Annotated in this window: 13 protein-coding genes; 2 read left to right on the top strand and 11 right to left on the bottom strand. The window is 55.0% G+C overall.

Going from position 1 to position 15,357, the window contains the following annotated elements:
- Window positions 1-124: 124 nt before the first annotated feature.
- From KJ970_17550 to KJ970_17535, 4 genes are all read right to left on the bottom strand, one after another.
- Window positions 125-1,537 carry a B12-binding domain-containing radical SAM protein gene (locus KJ970_17550; GenBank protein MBU2692725.1) on the bottom strand — a complete coding sequence of 471 codons (1,413 nt, stop codon included), beginning with the start codon at window positions 1,535-1,537 and terminating at the stop codon, window positions 125-127.
- 291 nt (window positions 1,538-1,828) lie between these two features.
- Window positions 1,829-2,653, bottom strand: a complete 825-nt coding sequence (locus tag KJ970_17545; protein ID MBU2692724.1) for a hypothetical protein — start codon at window positions 2,651-2,653, stop codon at window positions 1,829-1,831.
- 89 nt (window positions 2,654-2,742) lie between these two features.
- Window positions 2,743-3,894 carry a DUF1028 domain-containing protein gene (locus KJ970_17540; GenBank protein MBU2692723.1) on the bottom strand — a complete coding sequence of 384 codons (1,152 nt, stop codon included), beginning with the start codon at window positions 3,892-3,894 and terminating at the stop codon, window positions 2,743-2,745.
- Window positions 3,863-4,186 carry a hypothetical protein gene (locus KJ970_17535; GenBank protein ID MBU2692722.1) on the bottom strand — a complete coding sequence of 108 codons (324 nt, stop codon included), beginning with the start codon at window positions 4,184-4,186 and terminating at the stop codon, window positions 3,863-3,865. Before KJ970_17535 ends, KJ970_17540 begins: the two co-directional genes overlap by 32 nt.
- Before the next feature lie 57 nt (window positions 4,187-4,243).
- Here KJ970_17535 and ftnA point away from each other — a divergent pair, with 57 nt between their 5' ends.
- Together ftnA and KJ970_17525 are read left to right on the top strand one after the other, a co-directional pair.
- Window positions 4,244-4,768 (top strand): non-heme ferritin, encoded by a 525-nt coding sequence (gene ftnA / locus KJ970_17530; GenBank protein MBU2692721.1) that lies wholly within the window; start codon window positions 4,244-4,246, stop codon window positions 4,766-4,768.
- Window positions 4,769-4,779: 11 nt separating this feature from the next.
- Window positions 4,780-6,273, top strand: a complete 1,494-nt coding sequence (locus KJ970_17525; GenBank protein ID MBU2692720.1) for an amino acid decarboxylase — start codon at window positions 4,780-4,782, stop codon at window positions 6,271-6,273.
- 61 nt (window positions 6,274-6,334) lie between these two features.
- Here the strand turns inward: KJ970_17525 and KJ970_17520 are convergent, their stop codons facing one another.
- From KJ970_17520 to KJ970_17490, 7 genes are all read right to left on the bottom strand, one after another.
- Window positions 6,335-7,360, bottom strand: coding sequence for an isoaspartyl peptidase/L-asparaginase (locus KJ970_17520; GenBank protein ID MBU2692719.1), 1,026 nt, complete (start codon window positions 7,358-7,360; stop codon window positions 6,335-6,337).
- A complete protein-coding gene (locus tag KJ970_17515) occupies window positions 7,357-8,367 on the bottom strand; it encodes a fatty acid desaturase (GenBank protein MBU2692718.1) in 1,011 nt (336 codons plus the stop codon). The genes KJ970_17520 and KJ970_17515 overlap by 4 nt, the downstream gene beginning before the upstream one ends.
- A gap of 1 nt (window position 8,368) precedes the next feature.
- The gene (locus KJ970_17510; GenBank protein ID MBU2692717.1) at window positions 8,369-8,842 is read right to left on the bottom strand and encodes an SUF system NifU family Fe-S cluster assembly protein; all 474 of its coding nucleotides are present in this window, start codon (window positions 8,840-8,842) and stop codon (window positions 8,369-8,371) included.
- Window positions 8,839-10,074 (bottom strand): cysteine desulfurase, encoded by a 1,236-nt coding sequence (locus tag KJ970_17505; protein ID MBU2692716.1) that lies wholly within the window; start codon window positions 10,072-10,074, stop codon window positions 8,839-8,841. The genes KJ970_17510 and KJ970_17505 overlap by 4 nt, the downstream gene beginning before the upstream one ends.
- Before the next feature lie 49 nt (window positions 10,075-10,123).
- Window positions 10,124-10,621 carry an Rrf2 family transcriptional regulator gene (locus KJ970_17500; protein MBU2692715.1) on the bottom strand — a complete coding sequence of 166 codons (498 nt, stop codon included), beginning with the start codon at window positions 10,619-10,621 and terminating at the stop codon, window positions 10,124-10,126.
- Window positions 10,622-10,854: 233 nt separating this feature from the next.
- A complete protein-coding gene (locus KJ970_17495; GenBank protein ID MBU2692714.1) occupies window positions 10,855-13,374 on the bottom strand; it encodes a T9SS type A sorting domain-containing protein in 2,520 nt (839 codons plus the stop codon).
- Between the two features lie 46 nt (window positions 13,375-13,420).
- Window positions 13,421-15,121 carry a hypothetical protein gene (locus tag KJ970_17490; protein ID MBU2692713.1) on the bottom strand — a complete coding sequence of 567 codons (1,701 nt, stop codon included), beginning with the start codon at window positions 15,119-15,121 and terminating at the stop codon, window positions 13,421-13,423.
- Between the last annotated feature and the right edge of the window lie 236 nt (window positions 15,122-15,357).

Here is a 15,357-nt window from a genome sequence, read left to right as displayed (position 1 = left end):
GAAGCTCAAATCCACCTAACACCTAATTATATAACACCTTGAGGCAAAAATACAGAGGTTTCTGTGAGGTGCGGCCGAGCGCCGCGCTCGCAACATGTTGAATGCCTGAGGGTTACAGGACAAGCTACAGCTTGAGCACCTTCAAGCCGGCCCGCGCATGCCGTTTGAATTGCCCCCATGAGCGCACCTGCATCACCCTTTTCATAATGTAGATCGGGCGGATATAAAAGTTGTGGTAGGCTTCATCGATCATTTTCAGTAATTCATCACGGGTGAAATTCTCTTCCCAATAAGGGGGCTTGAAATCAGGTGCCGGGTTCGCCGCAAACTCTCGCCAGAAATCGCGCTCAATCACACCCTCTTCCAGCCCCTGAATGTAAAGCGCTGTTCCGGGGAAGGGCGTCATGATCGTGATATGGACATAATCGGGGTTCAGGTCCCGCGCCAGCTTCATCGTCGCCTTGATATCTTCGTAGGTTTCGGTGGGGGAACCGATGATAAAATAGGCGAGTGTGGCGATCCCGGCCTTCTTTGTAAAACGAAAGGCGTGGTGGGCCTCTTCGACCGTGATCCCTTTTTGCAGAACCTTTAACATTCGGTTGGTGCCGGCTTCCACTCCGTAGTGGATCCGCTCGCATCCGGCCTTCTTCATCAACCGGGCCAGGTCCTCGTCGACCGTGTTGACGCGCGCGCGGACATCCCATCCGATATCCAAACCGCGTTTCAGGATCTCCTCGCAAATCGCGACAACCCGTTTCCGCTGTATGGTGAACGTGTCGTCATAGATCAGAAATTCGCGGATCCCAAGATCGACGCACTCTTCCAGCTCATCGACGACATTGCCGGCCGATCGGGCGCGGAAGAGCTTCCCCAGATGCGGACGGTCGCAAAAGATACATTTGTAGGGGCATCCCCGGCTGGTAAACATCGTCGTGATCGGATTTCGTTTCGCCATGAGGGAGGTGTACTTCTTGTAGGGCGTCAGATGGCGCGCCGGAAAGGGAATTTCATCGAGGTTGTCCCGAAGGCCTCGGACACCGGTGTTGACCACATTCCCATTATGCCGGAATACCAATCCTGTGATGCCGGTGAGCTTATCCTGCTGATCGATATGCTCCATCAAATCGTGAAAGGGAATCTCCCCCTCGCCCAGGACCAGATAGTCGACCGAGGGCAGGGCAATCGTCTCATCAGGATAAAGATGCACATGCGGGCCGCCCAGGACGACGCGGATTTCGGGATTCACCTCTTTCACGAGCTCCGCCGTCTTGATCACATCGATCAATGTGAAGGTCATTGCCGTGATTCCGACGACATCGGGGCTCTCTGTTGCGATTATTTTTTTAAGCTTCGGGTAATCCAACTCATCCACCTGCGCATCGATGACCGAGACCTCATGGCTGCTGAATTTCTCGAGGTGGGCGGCGATATAGAGCAATCCCAGAGGAGGGTTGTAGCCGCGCTCCTCTTCGATAATGGGCGGATTGTTTCCCACCAGCTCGTTATCGCTGGGCGGGTTGATGAGCAGTACCTTCATTGATTTCTCCGGGTTTTACGACAGGACTTCGGATCTATCCGAGCTTATAACAGAACCTCGGGGTCTCCCGATGAACAACAGGACCGCGCGGCCGGAACAAACAACAGTTCTCAGTATACTATCGACCGCCGGATTGGAGAAGGTTGGTTGAAATCGGAGAGATCTTATCATCCGGGACAGGCCCGGCCGCATAACCATAAATAAATCAACCGGTTACAGAGTCTCGCCGGCTGGACTCTGTAATTTATTGCCACCAAATGAGTTGTAAGAACAGACCTGTCCCGCCGCCGGTCATTCGACGTATCTGGCGACGCCCTCTAAATCAACATCACCTGACTTCGAGAAGGCGCCCGTGGCCATCAGGCGCCCCTCATGAACAATCAAGTCGTGAACTGGGCCATTGAAGCCGGCGCCCATCGAGTGCCACTCATCCCCACTCCACCGGGCGATATTTTGAGCGGGGACCCTTCCGGCGTGATCGAATTGGCCCGCCGCGATAAGGTCGCCGCCATAGACGGCCAGGGCTCGAACGGGACCATTGACCCCACCGCCGATGTGGCGCCAAAGGTTCCCATCCCAGCGGGCCAGATGAAAGACCGTCCCATCGCCGGCCGTCGTAAAATCACCTCCAGCGATCAGGGCACTGTCGAACTCGGCTAAGGCGCGGACACGTCCATTAATACCCTTGTGAAAAGGTTTCCAGCTCTCGCCGTCCCATCGCCCCATATGATCAAGGTTGTCGCCCTTCTCTTCCGTGAAAGCGCCGCCGGCGATCAAATCATTCTGGTAGATGAGAAAAACATCGATCTCTCCGTTGAGACCTGCGCCCAGAAGTTCCCACGCATCGCGATTCCACCGGTATCCGCAACGGGGGGCGCCGGTCTTTGCCGTATCGGAAATGGGACAGATTCCCGAGATCGGCACACTCTCGTATTCGATGAAGTCCCTCGGCCTTTCCAAGAGGATCGAATCGGACGGCGTCCAAACCTCCCAGTGCCCCCCTACCTCGGCTTGATTTTCATTTTGGCCGTGACAGGATATTGTTAAAGTAAGCATGAGGATCCGCAGAATCCATCCGAACCCATATATGACAACCGGCATTCTCAATTGTGACATGCGGTTCTCCAATCCTGCGATGCCGATAGACGGCGGAGGGGACTGAACAAGCCTCGTTCAGGTCGTTGATCCCGGGATCGAAATCCGCGCTACTTCCCTTCCGCCTTCGCCTTTTCAAACTTCTTCAACTGCTCCTTCAAATATTCATCGTCCGGAGCAATGGCAATCGCCTCGTTCTGCACCTCGATCGCCTTATCGTAGTGTCCCATCCGATAATGGGTCTCCCCCAGAGTATCAAGAATATTCGAGTTCTTCGGCTCCAGGCCGACAGCCCGCTGCGCCGCTTCCAGCGCCTCGGGCAGATGAAAATCGTGGGTGGCGGCGAACCAGGCGAGTGAGTTCAACATCTCGGCGTCACGAACATCCTCTTTCAAAGCCCGTGTCAGTACTTGCGCGACGCGTTCCCGCTCATACCGCGCGCCGTCCATGTCGCCGTTGGCCTCCATCCAATCGGAGAAATTCAGATGCGCTTGTACAAGACCCTGCGCCTCATACATCTGATAAAGACGATCCAGCTCGGCGATCGGCTCCGTATGATCCTCCACGCGGATATCGATATAGCGATAAGCATACTCCGGGAAATCGGGATGTGTCCGGCCGATGAGGATCGCCGCCGATTGCTGCCCCCGTTTGTCACCACCGGCCGCCTGGGCTGCGTGCAGCGCCGCAATCATCCGTCGGGCCAGTTCCTGACCCTCCGTTTCCTGGAAGGCCTTGATCATGCCCGCGACCACTTCGGCATTGGCCAATATATTCCCCTGGCAGGTGAAACCGGTGCCCGAGGAATCGCCGGCCCAATCGGCGCATCCCGACCCGGTCCAGTTGGCGACGCCGCCGTTGATATCGACAATGCCGACCTGGCGATTCTCCCGGCCGGGATCCTGCGCCAGAAGCCATTCGAGTGTCTCTTCCGCGGAGAGACCGGTTTCCATGAGGAGCAATCCACGCGGGCCGAAAGTCTCATTCGACTGCGCCTGCGTCGCAATGGCGCCGACACCCCCCTTAACCCACGCCACGCGCGGCCCCACGCTGAAGACGCGCGATTGAACGGCGACCCCAACCTCGCCGGTTTGCGCATCATAGGCGGCGATGGAGAAAGTGCCGAAAGATTCGTCGGCCCATACGTTCGAAATGGAGGTTGTGATGAATATCGTGATCAAGGTTGTGAGGAGAAGCAGAATCCCGCCGATCAGATGCCCGCCCCGCCTATCACTTCCTTGCCAGATTCTTTTCCTTTTCATAATGCCCCCCTGATTCTTCTGCTGATCCCCGTTCAATCAGTCCCTTCTTCAGGGCCGCCCGCCGGGCGGCCAAAAATTCCTGCATGGATTCTGGAAACAAGCATCGTCGATCGACCCGGCCGATGCAACTGGGGAGCCTTTTTGTTTGCCGATTCTTACGATACGGCAATCCCTTCTGTAGAAACGCCTTCCCAGCGTCAGCTTGACACCCACCTCCACCCATGGGAAATTCAAGTGTTTCCAGGAATTTCCTGGAGTCCATCGATTCGCGGATTCGTAACAGTGGATTCATCAGAATGGATTCGTAGGTGTGGATATGTCGGTGTGGATATGTAAGAAAGGATGAGCCATGTTGAAAAAAGAAATGCTCGACGCGCTGAATGCTCAGATCAATCTCGAGTTTTACTCTTCCAACTTATACCTTCAAATGAGTGCTTGGGCCCAATCAAAGGGTCTGGAAGGCGCCGCTCGGTTTTTAAAGAGCCACGCGGGTGAAGAGATGTCGCATATGGATAAGTTTTTCTCGTTTATCAATGAGACCGGCGGTATGGCGATTCTTGGGACTCTGGCCGCGCCACCGACAGCTTTTGATTCTGTGAAGGATATGTTTGAGCAGATCCTTGAGCATGAACAGCTTGTCACCTCAAAGATCAACGATTTGGCCGCTCTCGCCTTTGGTTTGAAGGATTTCACAACTTTCAATTTCCTGCAGTATTTTATCGCCGAGCAGCTCGAGGAAGAATCCATCTTCGGTTCGATTCTCGACAAGATCAAAATCATCGGTGTTCCCGAAAAAGGTCTCTATTTATTCGATAAGGAATTGGCAAGGATGGATGCCGAGCACCATGGAACCGCTCCCACTCCCGCCGAGTAAGGTGGGAAAAGATGACTGAGAAGAGGAGCCGGGATTCCGCTGTTTCTTCCACGGGCGACATCTGGTCCTCCGATGAGTTTCAGGAGTACGGCGACTGGATATTGAACTGGATTTCACATTACTTCTCCAATCCGCAGGAATATCCGGTCCTGGCCAAGGTCCAGCCGGGAGAGATCCGCAAGCGATTGCCCCAGCACCCGCCGAACCGGTCCGAACCGATGGAAAATGTTTGGAGCGATTTCCAATCGGTCATCCTGCCCGGGATCACTCATTGGAATCACCCCGGTTTTATGGCCTATTTCGGCATCACGGGTTCACAACCGGGAATCCTGGCTGAAACCCTATCGGCCGCGCTCAATGTCAATGGGATGCTCTGGAAGGCATCACCTGCGGCGACCGAGCTGGAGGAAGTGACCCTCGACTGGCTTCGTCAACTGCTGGGCCTCCCCTCCCGCTTCTGGGGGGTTATACAAGATACCGCATCCCTATCAAGTCTCGTCGCCATGATAGCGGCCCGCCAAACAATCCCCGGTGTTCGTGACGAGGGTTTGTGCGGCCGGAGCGATCTTCCACCGCTGCGCTATTACATTTCTCAAGAAGCGCACTCCTCAATTGAAAAGGCGGGCATTGTTTTGGGTATCGGACGCAAAGGGGTCTGCAGTATTCCCTCCGATAAAAACTTCCGGATGGATACCCGTCTCCTGGAGAAATCCATTAGAGCTGATCTGGATCAAGGGATCCGCCCCTTCGCCGTGGTTGCCACGGCCGGGACAACCTCGACAACCAGTGTCGATCCGCTGGATCGGATCGCGGAGATCTGCAGGCGCTATAAATTATGGTTCCACGTCGATGCCGCCTATGCCGGCGCGGCCGCGTTGCTTCCCGAGAAAAGAGAGCTTTTCAAAGGATGGGAGCGGGCCGATTCGATTGTGGTTAATCCGCACAAGTGGCTTTTCTGTCCTATCGATCTGAGTGTGCTTTATTGCCGGAAACCGCAGGTGATTCGCGAAGCCCTCTCGCTCGTGCCGGCCTATCTCGAGACGCCCGAGGCGGATGAGGTTGTCAATTTTATGGATTATGGTGTCGCCTTGGGGCGGCGTTTTCGATCGTTGAAGCTTTGGTTTGTTCTTCGCACCTTCGGCCGTGAGGGACTTCAGACGCGCTTGCAGGAGCATATCCGTTTGGCTCAGCAATTCTCCCGCTGGGTAGGCCGGTCCACCCTCTTCCGAAGAATGGCGCCCACACCGTTTAGCACCGTTTGCTTCCGTTTGGAACCCAGGTCATTAAAAGCAACACCCCATAAGATGACCCCGGCAACTCTGGACAAGCTCAACGAGACATTGCTTCGAAATGTTAATGCCAGCGGGGAGATTTTTATCTCATCTACCCGGTTGAGGGGGCGGACGATTTTACGATTGGCGATCGGGAATATCAGGACGGATGAACGTTATCTACGAAGAACCTGTGAGATACTCGAGGCGGAGGCGAAGAGACTTTTAAAATAATCTTCGCGTACCATCAGGGAACAATCGCGTTAATTGCATTTGGATCCCGATCCCGGCGGTTTCAGGATGGCAGGATGATCGATTTCATGCTCCCCGGTTTATCCATTATCACACCGGCCCATGGCATCTCACGGCTGGCGGCGACCCCTTCGCTTTCACGATTGACGGCGAGAATACCAACGGGGATCCGGCGAGGAAAGAGCCCGGCGCCCTGGGCGCAGGCTTCCTGCGGCGTCGCACCCTCTTCCATCCATTGGTATACCCGGAAGGCGAGCAGCCGGTTGATAATTTCTTCACCGACGCCGGTTGTCGTTACCGCTCCCGCCGGCCCGGCAAAGAAACCACAGCCGACCAGAGGTGAGTCGCCGACCCGTCCGTAGAGCATAAGGGTCGTCCCACCGGTTGAGTTGGAGACGGCGAAACGGCCGCGGGAATCGCGCGCGACGGCGCCGACCGTATCGCAACTGAATTCACCGGCACCTCTCCCTGCGCCACCCCTTGCGCCACCTCTTGCGCCACCCTTTGCGCCACCCCATGCGCCACCCCTTGTGGGATCGGTTGTGCGGCGGCGCGGTGGTCTTCCGTCAAAATTCCAGAAGTCACGCCAGTTTTCGCGATGCCAGGCGGCTTGAGCAAAGGAGTGCGGCTGCCGGCTCAGCAATTGTTCCAGTGCTCGGCGGTATTTTTCATGCGTTCGCTCCGGCGTCTGTTGTCTTCTCTCCAACTTCAAACGCTGTGCCAGACGGTTGGCGCCCTCACCCGCCAGCAGGTGGTGCGGGGAATCGAGAACGGCGCGGGCCAGCAGGATCGGATAGCGCATCCCGGATGCGGCGGCGATAGCGCCGACGCGTCCGCGTGAATCCATCACCCCGGCATCATACTCAATTGTCCTGCCGTCGAGCCGGAAGTTGGCTCCTGTCCCGGCATTGAAGCGCGGGTCATCTTCCAGGACCTTGGTCGCTTCAACGACGGCGTCGAGCGCGTTTTGCCGGAGATAGGCTGCGCCGGCCGCAGCGGCGGCGGCCGTCCCGTCAACGGCGGAGGCTGAGGCGCCCACGCCTCCATGGCAAAGGATACAGGCTTTCATGCGGATGGCCTCCCGGCGGGCCGCCCATCCGATAGAGCCGCCGCCTTCCGTGGCGGATACCAGTCGGTGTGGGGAGTTTTATTCTCAATAAACCATCCCCGGAGGATCCCGCCATAGGTTTTGGGTTTCACACCGTGCTTTGTGTAAAAGCCCTGCAAGCGCTCATTAAGCTCCTTCAGGCGGTAAAAAGGCACCCTTGGGAAGTAATGGTGCTCAAGGTGGAAATTCGAATAAAGGAAGATGAAATCCCAGAACGGGTGGCTGTTGATCAATGTGGCCCAGTTGATCGGATCATCAGGGTTGATGTCATAGTGCTGGCCCAGTCGATTTAATGTAAAGGCGATCGGGAAGGCAAGGAACAATGGGATAAACCAAACCCGCAGCATTGCATTCCATCCGCCGCCGAGGACCAAAAGGGCGGCGAAGATGAGATGCAGAAAAATCCCGACCGTTCTCTCGATATTGATGAGCCGGCGTTCGGCCTGTGTATAGGTCGCAGCCTCTTTCTTCGACGCAATCGAATAGATAACGAATAGAAATGGAGTGAGATAGAGGAGCTTGTACCACCGTTTTACAATCTTGGGTGTGAGATAGGCCCGCTTGGGATCGTGCACCGAGGAACCCAGTTCTTTATGATGATCCAGATGCCAGATTCGGAATTGCGTCGCCGATATCGAGCTGGGAAACGCATAAATCAAACCCATAAGGCGGTTAAGTCGCGGGCGGCGGCCGCGAAAGATGATCTCGTGGACTTGTTCGTGAAGAAGGATTGTAAAACCGAGAATCTGAAAGCCCTGAAAGAGCGCGACGGGAATCCAGATGATGGGCTGCTTAAACCAAAACAAAATGGCCAGGGCAATCATCGACAATAAAATATGGCGGATCGCGAGGCCAAAATGCCGCGATGTCTCCACACGGTGTAAATCACGCATTTCTTCGATCGTGAAATAATCTTTTAGAGCTTTTTTTACGAGCGGCGCGACTTGGCTGTAGCTGCGGGGCTTCATTTTATTTTTCCCGATCCTTTTTCTGATCCCCTTCCAACTCCCTTTCCCGCTCCAGCAGAATTCCCTCCAGCGCAACCCAAGGAAGTGTTGCACATTTGACTCTTTCTGGAAAACGCAAAACACCCTCCAACACCCGGAGATCCCCCAGATCCACATTATCAGGAATAGGAGAACCCTTCATCAAAAGCTGGAAAGCATCGGCGATGCGCCTCGTTTCCTTTTCCGTGCGCCCCTGTACAATTTCTCCCATCATGCTGCCCGAAGCGACACAAATCGAGCATCCGCCGCTTCGCACCTGGATCTTCAGGAACCGGCCATCCACCAGCTCCACGGCGAGGCTCGTTTCATCGCCACAGAGGGGATTGCTGGCTTTTTGCCGGTGAGTGGGAGAGGATATCGGATCCCGGCAACGGGGATCTCGGTAATGATCCAGCAATACTTTACGGTAGAGGGCGTCCAGCTCCGTTGATTTCATGGGGCAAAGTACCTTACAGCTTCATCAATCCCTTCGGCGAGGGCGTCGACATCATCTGTATCATTGTAAATGTAAAAGGAGATCCGCGCCGCGGCGGCGACATTAAATCGCCGCATAAGGGGTTGAGCGCAATGGTGGCCGGCGCGAATAACAATCCCCCTCTCATTCAACACGGTTGCAAGATCGTGCGGATGGAGGTTCTCGAGAACAAATGAAAGGACCCCGCCCCGATCTTCATGGGTATCACCGCCCAGGATCCGGAGCCCCTCGATTGCGAGCAGGCGATCGAGGGCATACCGCCTCAACCGGTTCTCGTGCGCCGCAATCTTCTCCAATCCGGCCGCCTCAAGAAAATCCAACGCCGTCTTGAACGCCACCACACCGGCTATATTGGGGGTCCCCGCTTCGAATTTCCAGGGGATCGCGCGCCATGTGGCATGGTCGCGAGTGACCTCCTGTATCATCTCCCCCCCGCCTTGATACGGCTCCATCTCTTCGAGAAAGGCCGGATCGGCGTACAATACGCCGACGCCGGTGGGTCCCAGCATCTTATGCGCGGAGAAGGCTAGGGCATCGCACTGAAAATCCTCGATCCGGGTGGATTCATGTGGAACGGACTGCGCACCATCGATAAGGACCTTCGCACCGAAAGCCTTTGCCCGCCGGGCGATCTCGGCCACCGGATTCATTGTACCTGTGACATTTGATTGGCGGGTCACCGAAACGATTTTCGTTTTCTCCGTCAGCAGATCATCAAGCGCCTCCAGCTGAAGTCGTCCATCATCAGTGACGGGGATGTGCCGCAGCACAAGGTTTGATTCGCGGGCGATGAGCATCCAAGGGATGAGGTTGCTGTGGTGTTCCATCTCGGTGAGAAGAATCTCATCTCCGGCTTTCAGACGGCGCCGGGCCCAAGCCCAAGCGATGAGATTGATCGATTCGGTCGTTCCCCTTGTGAAGACGATGCTCTTCGAGGGGACATTCCCTAAAAAGCCGGCGACCCTCCGCCGCGTCTCCTCATAGGCTTCCGTTGCTTCCCGGGAAAGGGTCGAGATACCCCTGTGAACATTAGCATTAGAGGTCTTGTAAAATCCCGTCAGGGCATCCAGCACACACATCGGTTTTTGGGATGTGGCGGAGTTGTCTAGATAAACAAGCCGGTGTCCATGAAAGGAGCGGTCAAAGATAGGAAATTCTTTGCGGATTTGCGCGATATCGAGTGATCCGCCCATATGGGAATCTTTAACCTCCGCCTTTTGAACCATCAGGCCCCGCCGCCGATCACGGCAGCTCGATACCACCGGCCTCTCTTTCCCCATCGGCTGCTGATGCCGGCATTTCTAGAGTCTGCGAGACCTGATTCTCCGTTCCCACTAAATCGGATAGACTGGTTTTCTTCAGCGTGTCATTGATAATGCGATGCATTGTGGACCAAACGGACCGAATCGAGCAGTCCCCGGAGTGAACGCACACATCATGTCCAGCCGGATGACGGCCGCAATGATCCTTATCAAACAGGTCTCCGCCCAAGGCCGTAATGACGGTATCCAGAGTGATCTGATCGGCGGGGCGTGGTAAAATATAACCCCCTGCCCTGCCGCGGACACTCATGACAAGACCCTCCTGCCTGAGAAGATTCATCAGCTTCCCAACATAGGGAAGCGATAATCCTTCTTCCTGCGCTATCTCCGCAATGGTAAGAGGCTCCCTGTCTGAATGACGGGCCAGTTGAACCATACAGCGGAGTCCATATTCTTCCAATGAAGTAATCTTCAACACTTCACCCCACACAGTTTCACATTTTCAGTCCCCGTTTTCAGTCCCCGCTTTTCAGTCTTTGGGAATGGAGATTGGTTCGCCGCGCGGCAAATCGTCCACTCCTGTATCGACTCCACTCCTAGAGTACAAATACTATACATGAAATTCAAGTATTATTTCAGAGGGAAAAAGCATCGCCCCCACTTGTTTGTGGGGGCGGTGCCGGCGACATCCGTCTCATGAACTATGAGAGATTATTTTTCCACGACAACCTTCCGGGAAATCGATGCCCCATTAGCTTCCAGTCGGGCGAAGTAGACACCTGACGGAAGATCTGAGACGTCGACAGTGGCGTTGTCGATTTTCGCCTGCGCGAAATCATCGACCACGCCCTTAACCATCCGCCCGGTGACATCATAGAGAGCCAACTTCACAGCGCCCGCTCGCCGCAAACCATAGTGCAGAACGACGCTGTTGGTGGCCGGGGTTCCGAGAACACGTAGGGTGAGCGGCTGAATCTGCGGCTCGACAGGTTGAACATCCGCGGCCGGGGCCGTCAGATTGCTGATATCAACCTCCCACATCCCACGGCCGTGGGTGGCAACCCGCAGAAACCGTTCATCGTTGTGAAGCCGCAGATCGGAGCAAACAACATGGGGCAATCCAACGTTGAAGGGGGTCCACGTCGCTCCGGCGTTGTAGGAGATGTAGACGCCCAGATCGGTGCCGATGAAATACCAATCCGGATGCGACGGATCGATTTCGATGGTGTTGACCGGCTCTTCCGGAAGACCATATTCAATCGGGAACCATGATAAACCCTGGTCTGTTGTCTTTTGAACCTGAGGCTGCGTGCTCGAATAGGTCGCGAGGGTTATAAGTATCGTGTTGGGATCATCCGGATGGTAATGACTGTCACTCAGAGTACCCGCTGTAATGACGCCGCTGGTTCGGTCATTCCAAGTATTCCCATGATCGGTCGATACCCAGATTTTTTGGTTCGAGGTGACAACAAAATAATCGGGATTATTCAGGGACTGGTGGATCGAGGTGCCGTATCCCGAGATTGGTACGGATGTGATCGGCGACCAGGAGTTCCCCCTGTTAGTGGTTCGGAATACCGTCGTGTTATGAGCGGTGTAGAGGACGGCGGGATTTGCGAAATCCATATGCGTCGGTGTCGACCAGGGACCGTTTTCGGTAATCCCGCTGTTGATCGAAACCATTCCCGTTCCGCCCGTGCTGCTCCTTCGGTGATCGCCGAAATACAACTCAGCGTAGACATAATTCGGATCGGCATAATCGACCTCGCAGAAGAACCCATCGCCGCCGAGAATCGAACCCCAGTTTGGATTGTCATTGAATATATAAGTCCCATTATCCTGGGTTCCACCAAGCGCCCGGGTCGGCAGGGTTTTGGAATGATTCATCGCATAGAACTGCATCGTGACGAGGCCGAGATTCTTATTCGAGTATGACACCCCGGAGTTTGCACTTCGGTAAACACCGCCATCGCTTCCAACCCAGAATATTGCCGGATTAGACGGATCCCATGCCGTTGCATGATGATCGACATGGACATTCGATGCGATTTGGCTGAAGGAGGTTCCGCCGTTTGTCGATCTGTAAAATTCAACACCGCCCGACATCACTCTGTTCGGGTTGGTCGGATCAACAGCGATTGTGAGGTTGTACCAGCCCTGAGTACCATAATGATTCGGCGAGCCGCTATATTCTTGCGCGAAACTGTCTCCGCCATCGACCGATCGCCAAATCCCCAGCATGCCACCGCTGCCATTCGCAATCGCCCAATAGATGATATCGGGATAGGCGTCGCAGAGGGCAAGACGCATATTACTCAACCCAGCGGTCGGAACGCCCGTCGTACACCGGGTCCAGGTTAATCCATCATCGGTGGAACGCCAGAATCCCATTTCCGCCCAGTAGTAGGAGCAGGCGAATATAGTGTCAGTGGAACCCTTCTTCAACTGCACATCCATCCACTTTCCGGAGGGCATAACCTCATCAAAGGAATCGCCGCCGTCTGTGGATCGCCAGAGTCCGTTCTCCGCGGCGAGGAGGAGCGTGCCCGTGGCTGGGTTATACTCCAGCTCGAAAACATCCAGACCGGAACTCACTGAATAATTGAATCCCGTCGTTCCCCAGGTCAGACCGCCATCGAGGGATCGCAACAGCCCGGCGCCATGCACCGCGTCGGTATTGCCCCAGCCCTCCCCGGTTCCGATCCAGATACGATCAGGATTATTCGAGTCGATCTCAATCGCGCTGACGGCCATCGTTGGCAGATCATCACCAAGAGGCGCCCAATTGCTGCCGCTATCCGTTGTCATCCAGATTCCGCCGCTGGCGAATCCGGCATAGACAATATCGGAGTTTGTGGGATGAACCTCTATCGCGAGGCAACGGCCCGCGACATTAATGGGTCCGAGTGTGAACCAGGTTTCACCGTCCCGTCCTTTTTCGTTGACCATCTCCTGCAACTGATCATAGGCCTTCCAACGAACTCCGGGAATCATGTTCCCATCGGGTGAGAGCCTTCTCTCAAAAAACCATTTGAACCTCTGGTACGGCTTGAAACCGGTACCCGAGGTGTTGGCTGTTCCCGCCCTCATCTCGGTAAGGTCTTTGAAATGGTTATCCCACTTTTCAAAATACTCCCTTGTCGTCATGCGGGAGTCCGCCGATATCGTCCCTAGTGTAAAAGCGAGACATCCAACAACGGCAATGATGATCTGAACCCACTTCCTATTCATTTTTCACCCCTTGTTAAAAACATCCATGTTTACCCGGAAGAGTTGACTAGCGAACCAATACGGCCTTCTTTGTATCCGCCGCTTGACCATCTATCAACATGCGGACATAGTAAACCCCCGACGAAAGCCGCTCGCCACTGGACGACGTGCCGTCCCACCCCAATTGCCAGCTGCCGGCTTGATAATTCTTGGCTGCTAATGTGGTGACGACCCTGCCGGTGACATCCACAACATCCAATTGGATGGCGCCGGCTTGATGCAGATCAAATCCAATCCCCATTCGGGTGGCTGCAGGGTTCGGGGAAATGGGACGCAACGCGCCCTTATGGATTAGAACTTCAACATTTTCGATAGCGGATGCGTTTGAATCCCGGCCGTTCAATACCAGAGTTCCCGTGTTTTCCGGATCGAGCCAGGACCGCAGATTGGTGGCGGAGGATCCCCCGCCGCTCCAGGAGATGGCGAGGCGTCCGTACCAATCACTCGTAATCGATGAACAGGAGGCATACCCGCCGTGAAGCTGTCCGACAATATGGTGGTTCTCATCCCAAATAGCGGAACCGGAAGAACCGCCCTCTGTCGTCGCCACCTCCCAATCATCCACGCGCCAATGCGTCCCGTCACCGGGCACCGATGTCCCGATATACGATGTGATCATGAGCGCGTCAAAGTTGAAACTGATCGATTTCTCGTCGGTGCCGGGATGATGAATAGCCGTGCATTGACTCGGATTCCAATTCGTACGGGCATCCCAACCGGCATAATAGACATTCGAAGCTTCCGCAGGCGTGCTGGTCATTTCCACCAAAGAGAAATCCGAGGCGGAATAGTCGGCCACCTCCGTGCAACCTTGCTGGCTATCCGATAGACTGCCACCGCCGAGCTGCCCGCAGGTGGGAGACTCATAATTCCAATAAACCCTCACCGTGTGATCATTGCTCGTCGAGATCCCGCAATGATACGCCGTCAGAAAGAATGGAGTCGGACTTGAAGTCAAGCTGTTCACCAGCTGGCCCGAGCACATCCAAGATCCATTGATCGTGTAAACGCCTTCGGATCTTATTTCATCCCGCCATGGATCGCCTTCGGGGCAAATCACATCTATATTGCACCAACCCTGCTGAGCGTCATCCCGGGCTTTTCCGAATCCGCGATAATCATGATTCACCTGGGAAATGATGACCTCCGGCTCAAAGGCGGCATCCGCGGGAACATACAGCTCGACAATAACATCATCACCCGGAATGACGGGCGACCAGAATTCCCCTTCGACCTTTTCATCTGGATCAAAGGGGCCTTCCCATATCAAATCCGCGGATACCTGACCGGCTGGGTACAGATGAAGCGTTCCGCCCGGAGGAATGAGATAGGATGTGACCCCGAAGTTGAGACTATAGGCACCACCGGAGATGAAACGAAGACGCCAAATACGGCCGCCGTTCTCCAGCTCATCAAGTGTCCCGGCTTCAATCAGGTTTAAATAGACATCATGGGGTTGCGCAAAACGCAGCGGTCCATCAATGCCGGCCGCCGCCCGGTCTATGTCTTCCTGAAGCAGCCGATCGGCGTCGACGGGCGGCATCACGATCGTTTCAATTGATGCTTCATTACTAACATTGTACAATAAACTTAAGGGAGCATCTCCCATCCGCGCGAGAGCGCTGTCGGCTCCCAATCCCAGAAGAACCAGGACGCTTGCGGAGACAAGGAGTCCGGCTGCCAACCGAGGCAGGTGATCCATCCTCATAAATCCCTCCAATCGGTCCTTGTATTGCGACGTACACAGGACGACTTCCATCCCAAAGGCGTGGCAGGATGGAGACCTAAGAACTCAATAGGAACTCATGATCATACCAGAGGACCCGAGCCGGCGCCTTCAGAAATCTCATGAATGACCTGCGTTAATTCTACACTGTCAACGGGCATTCGTCAAGTGGCATAACATATTACCACTCTTGAAGTTAGAGCCAGATGGTCCAATTC

It is taken from the genome of Candidatus Eisenbacteria bacterium, from assembly GCA_018831195.1.
Lineage (GTDB): Bacteria > Eisenbacteria > RBG-16-71-46 > CAIMUX01 > JAHJDP01 > JAHJDP01.
This window is presented reverse-complemented; position numbering and strand designations above follow the sequence as displayed.